Raw genomic sequence first — 18,110 nt, 5'->3', positions numbered from 1 at the left:
AGATGTCTGAAAAAAAGGGAGAGGGTATTCTCCCTTTTTTCAGACGGCGGCAACCAGCGTGGCAGCACACAATATCAGTACACCTGCGATACGCTCTGTCATTACTGCATATTTTTCTTGTGTCGCCCAATGGCTCGCTTTGCTTGCCAACACACCGTATCCCAGCAAAATAAAAAATTCAGGAATAATGGAGCAGATGGCCAGAATCAGCATTTGCAAACCGACGGCTTCATGCTGATCGATAAATTGCGGCAGGATGGCTACAAAAGTCAGCAAGATCTTGGGATTGGTCAATTGCAGGCTAAGAGCGCTGAAAAAGATGTGGCTTCCTTTTTGTGGCGGCCCATCCAGTCTGGAGATGCTGATGGGTGAGGGTTTTCCCAGTATTGCAGATAAACCCAGATAGGCCAGATAGGCAGCACCAAGATACTTGATTCCCATGAAGAGCTTCGGCGATGTCAGCAGCAGGCTGCCGATACCGGTTGCCGAGAGCGCAAAGTAAATTGCATTTGCGGTCAAAATCCCCAGTGTGACAAACAAGGATGTTTTCCAGCCCCGCGCAATGCCAACCGCCACAACCATCATGACTGCGGGGCCGGGAGAGAGTGACATTGCCGCTTCTGTCGCGGTGAATAATGCCCAGCTTTCAAGATTCATCGCCACACTTAGCTACCTCGCACGAAATCGAATAAGGTATCCAGCACGGCATCGGCCTGTTCTGCCATCAGGTCGTGTCCGCAATTGTCTATAACGGAAGTTTTGTTTTGAGAAATCAAACTACGCAAACCAGCGATCGCCTTTGGTGGGGTCATCTGATCTTTTTTGCCGAGCAGGAATAAGGTCGGACACCTGACTGATTGCGCGGCGATTTCACCGTTGCTATAGGCGTTGCAGGCGAAAAAATCAGTATAAAAAACCAGCTCTGGGTTGATGGCAGAAATGCGTTGCATCAGCCTCTTGCTGCCGCCAAGGACGGAAAATCCAGGTCCAGGGCAGGACGGTTTATGCGCAATGCTGCTGTGTGACCAGATGTTCACCATATCTATCGCAGCCTGCTCGTCGTCGCGTGCCGCATTCAAAAGCAGTTCTGATACCTTCATCGGGTAGGCTGTACCTATCATTGCGAGATGGCTGACTCTGTCAGGCGCCCGATAACTGGCTTCCAGAGCAATCAGCGAGCCCATACTGTGTCCTGCCAGAGCGGCGCGCTCAATACCGGCAGCATCAAGCAAAGCAATCAGCCAGGTCGCCATCTGCTCTACGCTACTCAGCGCCTGGCCTTTGCTGCGGCCATGTCCCGGTAAATCCACAGCGAGGACGTTATAACCATGATGGGCGAAATAGCGGGACTGTAAGGCCCAGACGGAATGATCATTCTGTGCGCCGTGTATGAACACGATGCTTGGCAGAGCAGGATTGAAGGTTTTACCTCCGGTGTAGCAATAGGCGTCTTTTCCTTGAATCTGAAACAGCATCTCAGGCTCCTTTCTGAGCAGCTTTCAAGCCGCGTGTCAGGTCTTCAATCAGGTCTTCGACGTTTTCCAGACCCACAGATAAGCGCAGTGTTCCTTCCGTAATGCCGGATGCCTGCAATTGCTTTGCCGGAACGCGGAAATGCGTGGTGGATGCTGGGTGTATCACCAGTGATTTCGCATCGCCGACGTTCGCCAGATGTGAAAACACATTCAGTGATTCAACGAAACGCTGGCCGGCAGCGCGATCACCTTTCAGATTGAATGAGAAAACCGCTCCGCAACCTTTGGGAAGCAGGGTTTTTGCCAGTTCGTAGTCAGGATGTGTTTCTAATTCCGGATAAGAAACAGCAGCAACAGCAGGATGTTTTACCAGGAAATCAACGATTTTGCGGGTATTGGCAACATGTCTGTCCATGCGCAAGCCCAGTGTTTCTACGCCTTGCAGGATAGCGAATGCATTATGTGGGCTCATGCAGGCGCCGAAGTCGCGCAATCCTTCGCGTCGTGCCCGTAAGGAAAATGCGCCGACAGTCGACTCTTCGGCAAACACCATGCCGTGAAAGCCGTCATAGGGTTCGCAAAGTTCGGCAAAACGTCCGGTTTTGTCATACGCTTTCTGCCAGTCGAATGTGCCGCCATCGACCAGTAAGCCACCAATCGCAGTGCCATGCCCGCACAAAAATTTAGTTGCGGAGTGAAAAACCAGATCAGCGCCATGATCAAACGGACGTAATAAATACGGCGTGGTAAACGTTGAATCCAGCATCAGCGGTAAATCGTGTGCGTGGGCAATTTCTGCGATCAAAGGTATGTTCAGAACATCCAGTCCGGGATTGCCGAGAGTTTCAGCAAACAAGGTTTTAGTATTTGGACGTATCGCCGCCCGCCAAGCGTCCGGGTCACGCGGATCAACGAAGGTGGTTTCTATGCCAAAGCGTTTTAAGGTATAGGCGAGAAGGTTTTGTGAGCCGCCATACAAAGCACGGGAAGCAACGATATGTGATCCGGCACCGGCGATGGTCGTTAAACCCAGATGCAATGCGGCTTGTCCGCTGGCGACGGCTATTCCGGCAACGCCTCCTTCAAGTGCCGCAATCCGCTCTTCCAGTACTGCATTGGTCGGATTTGAGATACGCGAATACACGTGACCGGCGCGCTCCATATTGAACAGCGATGCGGCGTGATCCGAATCTTTAAACGCAAATGAGGATGTCAGATAAATGGGGGTCGCACGTGCGCCTGTTGTTGGGTCGGGCGTCGCACCGGCATGTAAAGAAAGTGTGTCGAATCCGGGATAATGGGGGGCACTCATAAACTCTGGTCTCCGTATTGTGATCAGCCAATGCTACCATTAAGACTGCAAAATGAAATTCCGTTTTCATGTTGAACTTGCTGGATTTTTTGCATGGCTTGCGATACATTGAAAACAGTTTTAAAAAAACAGAATACACAGGAGGGGAGCCCCATGAAAGTTTCGGAAATTCTTCAGGTCAAAGGCAACATCCTTTTCACTATCACACCTGATACGCCGATTGCAGATGCGATCAGTGTCATGGAAGAAAAAGACATCGGTTCTCTGGTCGTAATGGAATATGGTGATCTGGTTGGCATACTGACCTTCCGCGAAGTGATTCGCGCGATTCATACGAATAAGGGTTCGCTGGGAAGCGGTACCGTCCGTAAATATATGGATGACCATCCTATGACGGTCACGCCGGAAACCGAAGTTAACGAAGTACGTCGCATGATGCTGGAAAAACATTCACGCTATCTGCCTGTCATGGATGCAAAAACGCTGATGGGCGTGATTTCGTTTTACGACGTGGCGCGTGCAGTGCTCGAAGCGCAGAGTTTTGAAAATAAAATGCTGAAAGCGTATATCCGCGATTGGCCTGTTGCCGAAAATGAAGAATAGGTAACCGCCTGATGCCGGTTTGATTCGAAATAACGCCCGCAAATAATCAGATGCGGGCGTTTTTTATTGTCTGGAAAAGGGAAAATTATGCATATCGCCATCGTAGGTGCCGGATTATCCGGACTCACCGCAGCTCGTCAATTGCAATCGCAGGGACATCATGTCACCGTGTATGAAAAAAGCCTGGGTGTCAGCGGGCGCATGAGTACGCGACAAACTGAGGTTGGCGGTTTTGATCACGGCGCCCAGTATTTCACTGCGACGTCTGACCGCTTTAAAAAAGAAGTCGCCGATTGGAAAAAGCTGGGCTGGGTTGCCGCCTGGGATGCGCGTCTGGCAACACTGGATGCGGGACATGCTATGCCTGCGGGGCGCAGTTCGACGCGCTATGTTGCCGTGCCTGGTATGAATGCACTTGGTAAGCAACTGGCACATGGTCTGGATGTCCGCAAAGAACAACAAGTACTCGGATTGGAGCAGCATGACAAACAATGGCTACTCAAAATTCAGTCAAATACGGTTGCGATTCCAGCGACGGCGGGCCCATTTGATGCGGTCGTACTGGCAATCCCGGCCGATCAGGCTGTGCCTTTACTTGCTGTTGCGCCTAAATTTGCTAAACAAGCGGCGCAGGCAAAGCTCGCGCCTTGTTGGACGATGATGCTGGGATTTCAGAATTCTCTGGAACTGCCATACGATGGTGCATGGGTCAATCAGTCGCGTCTTGGCTGGATAGCCAGAGATACCTCCAAGCCAGAACACCGCGTAGGCGAACGCTGGGTTGCGCACGCAACACCGGCATGGAGTCTGGAGCATCTGGAGGAAGACCCGGAGCGCGCTAAGGAAAAATTATTAAAAGCCTTCCATGAAGCCACCGGATCGTGGGTGCAGCCTATTTATGCGGTCGTTCATCGCTGGCGTTTTGCGCAGGCAGAGCATCCATTGGCGCAGGATTGCTTATGGGATGCCAAACTGGGAATCGGTGTCTGTGGCGATTGGTTTGCGACCGGACTGGAAGGCAATGGCAGAGTAGAGCATGCTTTCCTCAGTGCGCTCGCGCTGGCAAAAACAATTTCCTGATGTGTTGAGAATGCTGACAACCCCTATTGCAAGGGGTGTCAGCATCGGCAGTCAATCTGGTTCAACGTGATTGCAATGGTTTTGCCGTCGCAGATTAAAAAATCCGGCCGACGGCAAACGCTGCGTACTTTTATATTGCAGAAATATTAAATTTGCGCAGATAGCGTTACGCGCCTTATTGTGTTTGACCTTGTGCGCGTTCGCCTGTTTGCAGACGCCACAGTGCTGCATAGCCAGCATTTAATTTCAGTAAATCGCCATGGGTGCCACTTTCGACAATTCGGCCCGCTTCCAGCAAATAGATGCAATCGGCCTGTCTCACCGTTGACAACCTGTGTGCGATGACGATGGTGGTGCGGTCACGACTGACGACATCGAGACTGCGCTGTATTGCGGCTTCGGTTTCATTGTCAACTGCGCTGGTCGCTTCATCGAGAATCAAGACCGGTGGATTTTTTAAGATTGCCCTTGCCAGTGCCAGCCGTTGGCGCTGGCCGCCGGAAAGTTTCTGCCCGCGCTCGCCGATACGGGTGGCAAAACCCAGAGGTAGCTTGCTGATAAATTCAGTCGCTTCCGCCGCCTGAGCGGCAGCGGCAATCGCTGTTTCTGTCACGTTGTCTGAGCCGTAGGCAATGTTGTCAGCGATGGTGCCATCGGTTAAAAAACTATCTTGTGCAACGTAACCGATCAGACGACGTAAATCTTGCAAATTCACGCTATCGGTCGCAACGCCATCAATAAAAATTTTTCCGCTTTGCGGTGTGTAGAATCGCAATAACAGTTTGACCAGTGTTGACTTTCCGGAACCGGTAGAACCGACGAAGGCGATAGTTTTGCCAGCCGGAATTTCGAGGTTGATATTGTGTAAGGTTTGCTGGTTGCCGTAGGAAAACCCAACTGCGTCGAAACGGATATGTCCCTTTACATCGGCTGCACGCAAGTGTTGTCCTTCGTAGGTGATGTTGATTTTCGTATCGAGCAAATTCATGGCGCGATCAATGGCTGACATCGAGCGTTGATACATATCCGCGACCTCTGCCAAGCTGGTCATCGGCCATAACAGGCGTTGCGTCAGATAGACCAGTACTGAATATGCGCCGACTGCCAGCTCATCATGCAGGGTCAGCCAGCCGCCATACACCAGCGTCGCGGTGAAGCCTGCCAGAATCGCCATCCGGATGACCGGGGTAATGGCAGCGCTGACCGCAATTGCCCGCGCATTGGCTTCACGATAAGTATTGCTGGCTTCGGCAATGTGATTTTTTTCAAAATCTTCGGTGGCAAACGCTTTGATCGTGGCCAGCCCGAGCAGATTATTGTTCAGGCGGGCGCTGACATCACCAGCAGCTTCGCGGACTTCGGCGTAACGCGGGGCCAGCCGTTTCTGGAACCAGAATGCACCAAACAGAATTGCCGGTACTGGCAGCAGGGAAATGATCGCTAGCGAAGGTTGCAGCACAAAGAAGACAGCGCTGACCATCACGGAAGAACAGATCACCTGAATGATCTGGTTCGCGCCACCGTTCAGAAAACGTTCCATCTGATTGATGTCTTCATTCAGCACCGACATCAGATTGCCGGTACGCTGATTTTCAAAATACGCCATCTCCAGTTTTTGTACGTGGTCGTATGTGTCTAACCTTAAATCATGTTGCAGATTCTGCGCCAGCTTGCGCCATTTCAGCGACAGTAAATATTCAAACCAGGATTCACCCATCCATATAAACGCATTGACCACGCCGAGAAACACCAGTTGGTGCCAGGTTTCCGTTATGCCGAAGCCGCCCAGCACACGTTTAGCAAGGAAGCTTTTTTCGCCATTGACGACGATATCGACTGCCACGCCGATCAGCACTTCCGGCAGCACATCAAAAAATTTGTTCAAAATCGAATACAGTGTCGCCAACCGTAGATCAGTTTTATAAGCACTGGCGTAGTGCAGTAATTTTTTAAGCGGATGTATTACTGGCATGGTGTTTGGCTCAATCTGAGTAATTCACGTAAATGAAAGAAACAAAAAAGGGACTGCTAGATACAGTCCCTTTTCGTTACTTACGGTGTGTTTCGCTATCGTACCTGAGATCAGTCTTCGCGGCGCAGATGCGGGAACAGAATCACGTCACGGATATTCGGCGAATCAGTGATCAACATCATCAGACGATCGATACCGATACCGCAGCCACCGGTCGGTGGCAGGCCATATTCGAGGGCGCGGATGTAATCGGCATCGTAGTACATCGCTTCTTCGTCGCCCGCATCTTTGGCTGCAACCTGTGCCTGGAAGCGTGCTGCCTGATCTTCGGCATCGTTCAACTCCGAGAAACCGTTAGCAATTTCGCGGCCAGTCATGAACAACTCGAAACGCTCAGTGATGCCGGGAACAGTATCAGAAGCACGTGCCAGTGGTGACACTTCGACTGGGTAGTCGATAATGTACGTCGGATTCCATAACTGCGCTTCGGCAGTTTCTTCAAACAGCGCCAGTTGCAAGGCACCAAGTCCAGCAGTAGCAAACGGTTTGACACCGAATTTAAGCAATTCAGCCTTGATGAATTCAGCATCGTGCAATTGCTCATGCGTGTATTGCGGTGCATATTTATTGATCGCACCGACGATAGTCAGGCGCTCAAACGGTTTCGACAGATCAAGTTCTTTGCCCTGATAGGTCAGCACTGCTGTGCCGTGTGCATCTTCAGCGGCTTTGCGAATGACTTGTTCAGTAAAGTCCATCAGCCATTTGTAATCGACATAGGCCGCATAGAATTCCATCATCGTGAATTCAGGATTATGACGCGGCGATACGCCTTCGTTACGGAAATTACGGTTAACTTCGAATACGCGGTTAAAGCCGCCGACGACCAGTCGTTTCAGATACAGCTCAGGCGCGATGCGCAGGTACATTTCCATGTCCAGCGCATTGTGATGCGTGATGAAAGGCTTGGCTGCCGCACCGCCGGGAATCACGTGCAGCATCGGCGTTTCGACTTCCATGAATTCATGGCTGGCCATGAAGTTACGGATCGATGTCATTGCAGCGGTACGCGCTTTGAAGGTGCGGCGCGTGTCTTCGCTCATGATCAGGTCAACATAGCGCTGACGGTATTTGGTTTCCTGATTCGCCAGACCGTGGAATTTATCTGGCAGAGGGCGCAGCGACTTGGTCAGCAAACGCAAGGTCGTGACTTTAACGGTCAACTCATCCGTTTTGGTTTTGAACAGCACACCTTCAACACCGAGGATGTCGCCCAGATCGTAATGGCGGAAGGCTTCCATCGCCTCTTCACCGGTTTTATCCAGCGTCACATACAACTGTATGCGGCCATCAGCCTTCAGGCCGGACGCATCTTGCAAGGTCGCGAAAGCGGCTTTCTTACCAGCTTCGCGCTTAAGCATCATGCGGCCAGCAACGCTGACTTCCACATTCATCGCTTCCAGCTCTTCGCGGCCTATCGTGCCATACTGCTCTTGCAGGCTGGCGGCTTTATGTTGCGGGCGGAAGTCGTTAGGGAAGGCAATGCCTTTGGTACGGATAGCATCGAGCTTGGCACGGCGTTCCGCGATGATGGAATTTTCATCGACCGGCAATTCGCTGGCAGCGGTTTGATTATTCATTTCTGACATAAGATTTCTCTCAGATTTCTCTTAGTTGTCCAGGCAGTTTGTCTGCCTGTTTGTTTTGTCGGCGCAATTTCAAATGCCGGAATTGCGCCGTTGTACTTGCTTGTTACGCTCGATTTATTTAAACGCCTTGCTTCAAAGAAGCGGCGATGAATTCATCAATGTCGCCATCGAGTACAGCTTTGGTATTACCTGTTTCAAAACCGGTACGCAGGTCTTTAATGCGAGACTGATCGAGCACGTAAGAGCGAATCTGATGACCCCAGCCGACATCGGTTTTGGAATCTTCCAGATTTTGTTTTTCGCTCATGCGTTTGCGCAATTCGAGTTCAAACAATTTCGCTTTCAGCATTTCCCAGGCTTCCGCACGGTTGCGATGTTGGCTGCGATCGTTCTGACATTGAACAACAATGCCTGATGGGCCGTGTGTCAGACGAACGGCAGAATCAGTTTTGTTAATATGCTGACCACCAGCGCCGGAGGCGCGATAAGTATCGGTGCGCACATCAGCTGGGTTGATGTCGATCTCAAATGAATCGTCGACTTCAGGGTAAACGAACAAGCTTGAAAACGAAGTGTGGCGGCCATTATTTGAGTCAAATGGTGACTTGCGCACCAAGCGATGTACGCCTGTTTCGGTGCGCAGGAAGCCATACGCATAGTCGCCTTCAACTTTCAGGGTAGCCGTCTTGATACCAGCAACGTCACCATCGGATTGTTCAAGAATTTCAACCTTAAAGCCTTTGCGTTCGCAATAACGCAAATACTGGCGCAACAGCATCGATGCCCAATCCTGTGCCTCGGTTCCGCCAGCACCCGCCTGGATATCGATGAAGCAGTTGTTCGGGTCCATGGGGTTGTTGAACATGCGGCGGAATTCCATACCTTCGATCAGGCCGCGCAAATGCTGCGCGTCGGTTTCGATGGATTCCAGCGTATCGTCGTCGTTTTCTTCTTTCGCCATAGCAAACAGATCGTTCGCATCGCGCAAGCCGGATTCCGCTTCGGTCAGCGTATTGACAACGGCTTCAAGGGATTTTTTTTCTTTGCCCAGATCCTGCGCGCGCTTAGGATCGTTCCAGACCGTTGGGTCTTCTAATTCGGCGTTAACTTGTTCGAGTTTCTCTGACTTGATATCGAAGTCAAAGATACCTCCGTAGTTCGGCTTCACGGACCGTCAGGTCGGCAAGCAGGGATGACAGGCTATTGAGGCGTTCGGCTTCCATAATATTAGCTTTTCTTATGCAATCAAACCTTGCATTATACCTTGTACCGCGCCAAGAATACTGAATTTGCCTGCCTGCGGATGTTTATCTGATACGCTTGCGCTCTATTACGTTACCAGACTGAAGTCGTGGTTGTTGGTTTTGCGTGGCGATGACTTTCAAACCATTTTGCCAGATGGTCTTTAAAGCAGCTTGGGCAAATATGATATTGAGTGAGTTTCGACTGGCCGCCGTTCGGAAATGATTCTTCCTCTTCCATAGAAATAGTGGTGTTAATTTTCTCGTATTCTTTTGTTCCCCAGTTTTCATCCCACAGAGATTCTGCGCCACAGACATCGCAGGTAAGCTTGTCAAAGACTTCTTCAGTGTGTTCAAGAATCAGAACCGTTTTCATGTGTTTCATATTTCCTCCGTTGGATGATGTTGGAATCGAAGCAGCGATGAATTGATTCTACATCAGCCAATTGTGGTGAAGTGTCAGAAAAAGAAAAAAGCTGCGGAGCGGGTATGCTCGCAGCTTTGAAATAGACTTGTCCGATTTGCGCCGGATTGTGCCTGATTATTATCGTCTGCCTGATTTTGCTGGGCTGGTTTTCGGTTTTGCTGATTTGTAAGCCAATGGCGGGCGGGCAGCTGTCGATGAGGCTGGCCTGGATGTGGTCGCGGCATTGCCACGCGCAACTGGCTTTTTGCCATAAGTATTGATTTTTGGTGCAGCGACACGTCGCCCATTGGCTACACCGCTTTCATCGACAGTGACAGGGATTGCGGGCTGGCGAGGCGGTATCAGATGACGCGGGCTGCTGCCAATCAGATCGCGCCGTCCCATGCGTACTAACGCTTCGTGGATGATTTCCCAATTTTCTGGCGCATGATAGCGCAACAGTGCCTTATGCAGTTTCCGGATTTTTCCTGAACGCGCTGTTTCCACGACTTCAGAATCCGCAGTGACTTTTTTGAGCGGATTTTTGCGGGTATGGTACATCGTGGTCGCCAGTGCCATCGGCGTTGGCATAAACGTCTGTACCTGATCGAGTTTGAAGTCGTTTTTCTTGAGCCAGATCGCGAGGTTCACCATGTCTTCATCGGTGGAGCCCGGATGTGCAGCAATGAAATAAGGAATCAGATATTGTTCCTTATTTGCTTCACGTGAATATTTTTCAAACATCTGTTTGAATTCATCGTAGCTGCCGATGCCGGGCTTCATCATTTTCGATAAAGTATCCGCCTCAGTATGCTCAGGTGCGATTTTTAATAAACCGCCGACGTGATGCGTTACCAGTTCTTTCACATATTCTGGGGAACGTACGGCGAGGTCATAACGCAGTCCGGAACTGATCAGAATTTTCTTCACGCCCGGTATCGCCCGTGCCTTGCGATAAATCGAGATTAATTTGCTGTGATCGGTGCCGAGGTTTGTACAAATTGATGGATAAACGCAAGAAAGCCGGCGGCAGGATTCTTCGATTTTTTTATCTTTGCAGGCGAGACGATACATATTCGCCGTTGGGCCACCCAGATCAGAGATGGTGCCGGTAAAGCCTTTGACTTTGTCACGGATTTCTTCGATTTCGCGAAGAATAGATGGCTCTGAGCGGCTTTGTATGATGCGACCTTCGTGCTCGGTAATGGAGCAGAACGTGCAACCGCCAAAACAGCCACGCATGATGTTGATGGAAAAACGTATCATTTCCCAGGCTGGAATACGTGCTTTACCATAAGATGGGTGTGGCGCACGTGCATAGGCACGGTCGTAGACACCGTCCATTTCGTCCATCGCCAGCGGCAGCGGGGGCGGATTCAGCCAGACATCACGTTCACCATAGCCTTGTCGCAGCGCTTTGGCATTGCCGGGATTCGCTTCCAGATGAAAGACGCGCGATGCATGTGCGTACATCACAGGGTCATCCTTGACTTCATCGAACGATGGCAGGCGTATCACTGATTTGTGCTGCTTATTCTTGAGCATCAATTGACGTTCTTCACGGCTCATCATACGAACCGCCTGCTGCTTAACAACATCCGTTTTCACTTCCGTTGTTGCCGCGGGATTTGTTGCCGTTGCGCTGTCGCCTTCGCCCGTTGCGCATTTCGCGCCTTCTTGCGGTGTCATCGCGTACGGATCAGTGTGAGCTTCGACTTTTCCCGGCGTATCAATTTTGACGGAATTGATTTCCACCCATTCGTCATCCGGTAACCAGCCGCGTGGCACCATAAACGCCGTACCGCGCAAATCACGTATTTCTTTGATTGGTTCACCTGCTGCCAATCGGTGTGTCAGGTCGATCAGCGCCCGTTCAGCGTTACCGAATAATAGTATGTCTGCCTTAGAGTCAGGCAAGACAGAGCGGCGCACTTTATCTGACCAGTAATCGTAATGGGCGATCCGGCGCAGACTGGCTTCGATACTGCCGATGACGACGTTGGCATCAGGAAAAGCTTCGCGCGCGCGTTGTGCATACACAACCAGCGCACGGTCAGGGCGTTTGCTGCGGTCGCCATCGGGTGTGTAGGCATCTTCCGAACGGATTTTTCTGTCGGCGGTATAGCGATTGACCATAGAATCCATATTGCCGGCAGTGACGCCAAAATATAGATTAGGCTTCCCAAGAGCGCGGAATGCGTCGGCCGAATGCCAATCTGGTTGGCTGATGATGCCGACACGGAAGCCCTGATGTTCAAGTACGCGGCCAATCAAGGCCATGCCAAAGCTTGGGTGATCGATATAGGCATCGCCGGTAACCAGAATGACGTCACAACTGTCCCAGCCGAGCGCATCCATTTCAGCGCGTGACATAGGAAGGAAAGGTGCAGCGTTGTCACCGCCAACTTCAGGGCGGAAACGTGGGCGTGAGAAGAGATTTTTAGGCAAAGGATTCATGGGCGCGATTGTACCGGAAAGCCTGCAACCTTGCCCGCTGGCCGATGAATTTATGCTGAAGAATCAAATGCTTGCGTACTTTAAACGGCGCATCAGGTGCGTAAAAGCTGGTCGGTTTCGATATTTTTATGTCGCGGTACCCATTTCAACTTTAATCGCGGCAAAGATTGCATCAGCTCCAGCGCCTGCTGGCGATAAGTGGATAGCAGTCTGGATGCCTTCGCTTCCACGGCCAGAACATCGTTGATCACAACCAGACTGTCTCCACGCAGTAGTATCGTTTGTGTTTCTGGCTGCGTCACCTGTTGTGTCAGTAGTGTCAAGGCTGCGATCAGTGCCTGATATTCGGCGTCGCTGCTGTCACCGTGACCAATGTTGGCGGTGTGTTGTGTGACTTTGCCATCAGGACTATGCAGTATGCAGGCGATTTTGCAGTTGCCGGGATTCGGTTTTGCAGAGCCGTCAAACCAAGCCAGCCAGTCGGCTTCGCGGGAGTTTTTCAGAGAAGAAGAGGGCGGCATAAAAAGGGCGCTTGAATAACTTAACAGGTCGCTTGAGCACTCATTATATTCTGTGGATAGGGTATTCATGGGAGATTGCGTCATTGCTGGCGCGTCGCGGTATGATCTTGCTTTGTTAAAAATCCAAAAAGAAGCACCATACAATGAAACCAGATCACGTCAGAATGCCGATTCCTTTTGTTGCTGCATCTGACTATACACAGACGAATGCCTGGGTGCAGGCCTTGCAGCAGGCGATGCCAGACGAACGCATCGTTGCGTTTGATCGATTATCCGAAAATGAAAAGCAAAGTGTGACGGTCGCGATTGTGGCGAACCCCGATCCGGCGAATTTACAGCAACTGCCGGAGCTGAGGTGGGTGCATAGCGTCTGGGCTGGCGTAGAGCGTCTGGTCGCTGATCTTGGTCAGAGCAAATTAAAGATCGTGCGCCTGGTCGATCCGCAGCTGGCAGAAACGATGGCGGAAGCAGTGCTCGCATGGACTTTATATCTGCACAGGGAGATGCCAGCCTATGCGCGACAGCAGAAAAATAGCCAATGGCTGGCTCGGGAATATATCCGGCCACAATCTAAAACGATTAGCTTGCTGGGGTTGGGTGCTTTAGGTGAGGCCGCGGCGAAACGCTTGCTGGCAGCGGGTTTTCAGGTGTGCGGCTGGAGTCGCAGTCAGAAAAATATTGCCGGAGTTGATTGTTTTTCAGGGGAAGCTGGTTTGTCAGCGATGTTCGCCCGAACCAATATTCTGGTTTGCCTGTTACCGCTGACACCGGACACCAGAGGCTTGTTGAATGCCGCGCGGCTGGCGCAGTTGCCTAAGGGGGCATCACTCGTGAATTTTGCCCGTGGTGCGATTGTGCAGGATGACGATTTGCAGGATGCACTCAATGCTCAGCATCTGCAGCATGCGGTGCTAGATGTGTTCGAAGCGGAACCGTTGCCTGACGCCAGCTGGCATTGGCAGCATCCACAGGTCACAGTGTTACCGCATATTTCTGCCCCCACAGACAAGCAAACCGCCTCGGCGATTGTTGCGGGTAATATTCGCCGTTATCGTGATGATGGCAGTTTACCGGTATTGGTGGATGTGGCTAAGGGGTATTGAGTAGGCTAACAAGCATATTAAAAGGAGTTGGACGTAAGACTAGTGTTCGTAACTCCTTGTCGCATTATTCACTGCAAATGACTTGCGCAATCGCGATGCAACAAGATTGAAACAGCTTTGCAGGTTTCAGGCACGATTGTTGTGAAATGCATTGCGTAAAAATATTGAGATAATGTAAAGTCTTCCTCTTTGTTTTCCGCTGCTTATTGTCATTGCTGGCGGCTGATTGATTTTCGTTTGCGTATTTTGTCTCCGAACCTAGCATGAGTTACCTGTCGCCCGAATTTGCTGTTTGCTTTTTGTTGTTTCTATTACTTTACTGGGCGCAGGCACGTTGGAGTTCTGCACAAAAAGTCGCTTTGCTGCTCGCGTCCTATGCCGTGTATGCATCGCTGGACTGGCGTTTCAGCGCGACGCTGGCATGCTATACGGCATCGCTATTACTGTTGCTCGCTGCGGCAAAGCGTTGGTCGCAGCACAGAAAAAAACTGGCTGTTGCGGGTGTTACCGCGTCAGTGATCAATCTGGCGGTTTTTAAATATTTTGATTTCTTTCGCGAGGGTTTTCAGCTCGCAGCTGCTGCGTTGCAGTCCGATTGGGTGATTCCTGCACTGGATATTATTCTGCCTGTCGGCATTTCGTTTTATACGTTTCAAGCTATTGCCTATATCGTTGCTGTTGGTCGCAATGAGCGCGATCCTGCCAATCCGCTCGATAGCGCTTTGTATCTCGCATTTTTCCCTACACTGATGGCGGGCCCTATCTGTCGCCCGGATACGTTGCTGGCGCAGATTGAAGAAAAAAACGTGCGTCAGATTCGTCAGCCTGACCGTATTTTCTGGTTATTACTTTCTGCATTGATTAAAAAAGTCTGGCTGGCAAGCTGGATTGCTGCAACCTGGGTCAATCCGCTGTTTGCGAATCCCGATGCCTATCAGGGTGTCGAGCTGTTGTTAGGCATGTACGCATTCGCGATTCAGATTTATTTTGACTTCAGTGGCTATTCCGATCTGGTCATTGCGATGGCGATGCTGCTTGGATACAAGTTAAATCAGAATTTTAATTTGCCTTATCTGGCAGTTAACCTGCGTGAATTCTGGCGGCGCTGGCATATCTCACTCTCGACCTGGATACGGGATTACGTATATATCCCTATGGGTGGAAATCGTGGCGGCTGGTGGGCAACGCAACTGACCATTCTTACTTCCATGCTGATCAGCGGAATATGGCATGGCGCCAGTATTAAATATCTGATCTGGGGCGCATTGCACGGGCTGGGCATGGTTGCACAAAACGTGCTGGAAAAAATCACCGGTCGCAAAGCGGACGGCTTTCTCAGCGGTGTGATTACCTTTCATTTTGTCTGCGTTGCCTGGATATTTTTCCGTGCCGATGGCTGGCAGGAGGCGCTCAATTATCTGTCTGGCTTTACTCGTCACGGCGGCGCGATTGAACTCAATGTGCTTGGCGGATGTGCTTTGTTATTGTTATTTTTCTGGGTGTCATATTACTTTGAGCAAGTACGTGACAGCAGTCTGGGCTTATTAGAAAAAACGCCTTTGATATTAAAACCTGTGCTGCTTGCTTTTCTGGTGTTACTGATTAATTTGCTAGGGCCATCAGGGGTGCCAGCGTTTTTATATTATTCCTATTAAGAGCTTGCATGATGGCGAAGGTTAAAACAAAAGCAAAACTGAAAGCTGAGGCACGGCTGAAAGCAACGAAAGTCGATACTGGTTCGATGCCGACACTGGCGGTCATCGCACTCACGCTGGGTTTGTTGTTCTGGTTGCGGCAAGATGCGCTCGATATTTACTGGCAGCAGACGCGGCACGGAGAATTAGGGCTGACGCATCTGTCGGATGCCGAGTTATGGCACAGCGGAACGGACGTCACCAAAGTCGTATCGCGGACATTGAATCAGCAAATCGGCGCAATGGAGGAAACGCAGGAACGTCTGATGCTCGCGGCCAACGTGTTATGGCTGGGTAAATCAGCGCTGATACAAAAGGATGAACCAGCACCAGCTACGGCACAAAAAACACATACAACGAATGGCCTGACGTTGAAGGCGCACGCGGATGGGATTGCTGCCAGCGTGTCGACGTCGCCCGTTGCCGGTAAAAAAATGAATAAAGAGATTGGCAGTAATGCCGGGCAAAGTCAGAAAGAACCAGATAAGGTCGCCAGCGTCAGCAGCGACGCGCAACTGCATACAACTGAAGCCGTGACTGAAACGGAAGAAAACCGGGCGGTTCCATTGAATCAGTTTGCGTCACTCAATGAAGACGGGCGTATCGTGCTCAGTCCCAGCGACAAAGTCTTGCTGGTCGGTGACTCCATGATGCAGGGCGTGGCGCCGCATGTCGCGCGGGCACTGCAAAATGGGAATGTGAAATCACTGGATCTGAGTCGTCAGAGTACGGGGCTGACTTATCCTGGTTATTTTGACTGGCCAACGACGATTAAGAACACGATCAGCAAAGAGCGCATTTCGGTGCTGGTGGTATTTCTTGGCGCGAACGATACCTGGGATATGGTGTTTGGCAACAAATATGAACGCTTCGGCAGCGAGAAATGGCAATTGACCTACGCGTCCAGAGTGGAAAGTATCGTCAGATATGCGCATGCGCAGCATATACGCGTGATCTGGCTGGGTGCGCCGAATATGGGGCGGGAAAATATCAACCGCGGTGTCAAAGTATTGAATCAGTTGTTTTCTGCGGCGATCAAAGATAGTGCTTCGCGCTATTTATCGACCCGTGAGCTATTAAGCGATAATGCCGAGACCTATCAGAAAGCGATTACGAGGGAGGATGGAAAAAGTGTGACTGTCCGCAACGAAGACGGCATCCATTTCACCCGTGCCGGACAGAAAATTCTGAGTGATCTGATTTTGCGTCAGTTTGCTTTACCAACAGTGAGTAAGCCTTTGTGATCTATCCTTTTTTGTTCCGGCGTCTGGCGTCTGTTCTACTGACGTTCTGTCTTTTTTCATCCGCTGTGGAGGCGACGGTATTGCAGGATTATGGCGATCCGAATGCGGCGCGGCTCTGGCGTCAACTGGCGGCATTGGAACGTGGTGAAAGTAAGGATGTCATTCATATTCTGCAATTAGGCGACTCTCATACCGGCGGCGATTATTTTACCCAGGCGTATCGCGAGCGTTTGCAGCAGCGTTTCGGTAACGCGGGCATAGGCTGGATTACTCCGGGTTATGTTAAAAACCAGCGTTCTGCGCAGGTCTTGATGAAAATGGCAGGGCAGTGGAATACCCGTATCAGCCGTGCGAATCCGGAAAATTTTCCGCTTGGCGGTGTTGCCAGCATGCCGTCTTCCGGCGCTTACATGGAAATTGTACCGAAGCAGCCTTTGAATGGTGTTTACCGTGTCAGCGTCTGGTCGCGCAAAGTGTCTGATCAAGCCGCAGGTGGCTGGAAACTGGCTTTTCCCGATGGCGATATCCGCGATCTGGCACCGCCAGCGGGCAATGATTGGCAGGTCAGCTACGTGATCGGCAGCGGCGCGGAACTGAATAGTTTGTTTCTGCGTTCCGAGGGTAATTCAACCGAGCTGGGCGGCATTGCAATTGATGCGATTGCGCCGGGTGTCAGCGTTGATGCGCTGGGTATCGTCGGGGCAACACAACGTGTGATCAGTCGCTGGCAACCGGAAGCGGTGCGCGATCAGTTGCGCTGGCGTCGTCCGCAATTGCTGATTTTGTCGTATGGAACAAACGAAGCGTTTGACAGTAAACCTGACTTTGACGCTTACCGGCTGGATTTGCAAACGACGATACGACAATTGCGCAGCGCGGCGCCTGAGGCGGCGATTTTATTGATCGGCGCGCCGAATTCAGCGAAAAAGACCGGGCCTGGCGAAAGTGCAGGGTGCCGCTATAAATTGCCAATGGCATTGCGTACCGTGCAGACCATACAGCGTGAAACGGCGGTCGCTGAAAAATTACTGTACTGGGATTGGGCGGCGGCGATGGGCGGTGATTGCGCGATACAACGCTATGCTGAAGCCAACCCGCCACTGGCGCGACCAGATCTGGTGCACTTTACGGAAGATGGTTATGCCCGCAGCGGCAATGCTTTGTATGAAGCGCTGATGCAGAAATATCAGCAACATCGTTCTGCCAGATAAATGCGCTGACAGCATTCAGAAGGCTGCTGTCTGCCCCCATAAATGATTAAAAACAGGGGAGTATCTGCCGATTTAGCCTTAATGTCTCAGTAAATAAAGGGCGTATAAAATATACTCCCCCCAGTATATTTTTCTGATTTTT

15 protein-coding genes are annotated in these 18,110 nt (G+C 50.9%); 6 read left to right on the top strand and 9 right to left on the bottom strand.

Annotated elements, in window-relative coordinates; translation table 11 throughout:
* Positions 1 to 39: 39 nt before the first annotated feature.
* Genes Undi14_RS12895 through Undi14_RS12885 form a run of 3 tightly spaced genes read right to left on the bottom strand, consistent with a single transcriptional unit; the run spans position 40 to position 2,787 of the window.
* Positions 40 to 657, bottom strand: coding sequence for a LysE family translocator (locus Undi14_RS12895; protein WP_200180685.1), 618 nt, complete (start codon positions 655 to 657; stop codon positions 40 to 42).
* Positions 658 to 665: 8 nt separating this feature from the next.
* Positions 666 to 1,475 carry an alpha/beta fold hydrolase gene (locus tag Undi14_RS12890; RefSeq protein ID WP_200180684.1) on the bottom strand — a complete coding sequence of 270 codons (810 nt, stop codon included), beginning with the start codon at positions 1,473 to 1,475 and terminating at the stop codon, positions 666 to 668.
* Between the two features lies 1 nt (position 1,476).
* A complete protein-coding gene (locus Undi14_RS12885; protein WP_200180683.1) occupies positions 1,477 to 2,787 on the bottom strand; it encodes an O-acetylhomoserine aminocarboxypropyltransferase in 1,311 nt (436 codons plus the stop codon).
* Positions 2,788 to 2,940: 153 nt separating this feature from the next.
* Between Undi14_RS12885 and Undi14_RS12880 the strand changes: the two genes are divergently transcribed.
* On the top strand, positions 2,941 to 3,390 hold the full coding sequence (locus tag Undi14_RS12880) for a CBS domain-containing protein (RefSeq protein ID WP_186885470.1): 450 nt from the start codon (positions 2,941 to 2,943) through the stop codon (positions 3,388 to 3,390).
* An 87-nt stretch (positions 3,391 to 3,477) separates the two neighbouring features.
* Entirely contained in the window at positions 3,478 to 4,470 is a 993-nt protein-coding gene (locus Undi14_RS12875; protein ID WP_200180681.1) for an NAD(P)/FAD-dependent oxidoreductase, read from the top strand.
* 175 nt (positions 4,471 to 4,645) lie between these two features.
* On the opposite strand, the gene Undi14_RS12870 is transcribed toward Undi14_RS12875, so the two are convergent.
* From Undi14_RS12870 to Undi14_RS12845, 6 genes are all read right to left on the bottom strand, one after another.
* Complete coding sequence (locus tag Undi14_RS12870) at positions 4,646 to 6,442, bottom strand: ABC transporter ATP-binding protein (protein WP_200180679.1); 1,797 nt, start codon at positions 6,440 to 6,442, stop codon at positions 4,646 to 4,648.
* A 110-nt stretch (positions 6,443 to 6,552) separates the two neighbouring features.
* Positions 6,553 to 8,082 carry a lysine--tRNA ligase gene (gene lysS, locus Undi14_RS12865; protein WP_234030585.1) on the bottom strand — a complete coding sequence of 510 codons (1,530 nt, stop codon included), beginning with the start codon at positions 8,080 to 8,082 and terminating at the stop codon, positions 6,553 to 6,555.
* A gap of 127 nt (positions 8,083 to 8,209) precedes the next feature.
* Positions 8,210 to 9,314 (bottom strand): peptide chain release factor 2 gene (gene prfB, locus Undi14_RS12860; RefSeq protein ID WP_186885467.1). Its coding sequence is split into 2 segments (ribosomal slippage): positions 8,210 to 9,232 and positions 9,234 to 9,314, totalling 1,104 coding nucleotides; the frame shifts between segments, so codons are not numbered across the junction.
* Positions 9,315 to 9,426: 112 nt separating this feature from the next.
* Positions 9,427 to 9,717 (bottom strand): hypothetical protein, encoded by a 291-nt coding sequence (locus tag Undi14_RS12855; RefSeq protein ID WP_186885466.1) that lies wholly within the window; start codon positions 9,715 to 9,717, stop codon positions 9,427 to 9,429.
* 159 nt (positions 9,718 to 9,876) lie between these two features.
* Positions 9,877 to 12,111: a YgiQ family radical SAM protein gene (locus Undi14_RS12850; RefSeq protein ID WP_234030596.1), complete on the bottom strand. Its 2,235-nt coding sequence runs from the start codon at positions 12,109 to 12,111 to the stop codon at positions 9,877 to 9,879.
* Positions 12,112 to 12,287: 176 nt separating this feature from the next.
* Positions 12,288 to 12,716 (bottom strand): ribonuclease HI family protein, encoded by a 429-nt coding sequence (locus Undi14_RS12845; RefSeq protein ID WP_200180676.1) that lies wholly within the window; start codon positions 12,714 to 12,716, stop codon positions 12,288 to 12,290.
* Between the two features lie 143 nt (positions 12,717 to 12,859).
* Here Undi14_RS12845 and Undi14_RS12840 point away from each other — a divergent pair, with 143 nt between their 5' ends.
* The 4 genes from Undi14_RS12840 to Undi14_RS12825 all read left to right on the top strand — a co-directional run bounded on the left by Undi14_RS12840 (position 12,860) and on the right by Undi14_RS12825 (position 17,968).
* On the top strand, positions 12,860 to 13,819 hold the full coding sequence (locus Undi14_RS12840) for a glyoxylate/hydroxypyruvate reductase A (RefSeq protein WP_200180675.1): 960 nt from the start codon (positions 12,860 to 12,862) through the stop codon (positions 13,817 to 13,819).
* Positions 13,820 to 14,082: 263 nt separating this feature from the next.
* On the top strand, positions 14,083 to 15,474 hold the full coding sequence (locus Undi14_RS12835; protein WP_200180674.1) for an MBOAT family protein: 1,392 nt from the start codon (positions 14,083 to 14,085) through the stop codon (positions 15,472 to 15,474).
* An 8-nt stretch (positions 15,475 to 15,482) separates the two neighbouring features.
* Positions 15,483 to 16,757, top strand: a complete 1,275-nt coding sequence (locus Undi14_RS12830; RefSeq protein WP_200180672.1) for a DUF459 domain-containing protein — start codon at positions 15,483 to 15,485, stop codon at positions 16,755 to 16,757.
* The gene (locus Undi14_RS12825; RefSeq protein WP_200180670.1) at positions 16,754 to 17,968 is read left to right on the top strand and encodes an SGNH/GDSL hydrolase family protein; all 1,215 of its coding nucleotides are present in this window, start codon (positions 16,754 to 16,756) and stop codon (positions 17,966 to 17,968) included. Before Undi14_RS12830 ends, Undi14_RS12825 begins: the two co-directional genes overlap by 4 nt.
* Positions 17,969 to 18,110 lie beyond the last annotated feature (142 nt).

Source organism: Undibacterium sp. 14-3-2, assembly GCF_016595265.1.
Lineage (GTDB): Bacteria > Pseudomonadota > Gammaproteobacteria > Burkholderiales > Burkholderiaceae_D > Undibacterium > Undibacterium aquatile.
Note: the sequence above shows the minus strand (reverse complement) of the source record. Positions and strands in the feature narration are given on the sequence as shown.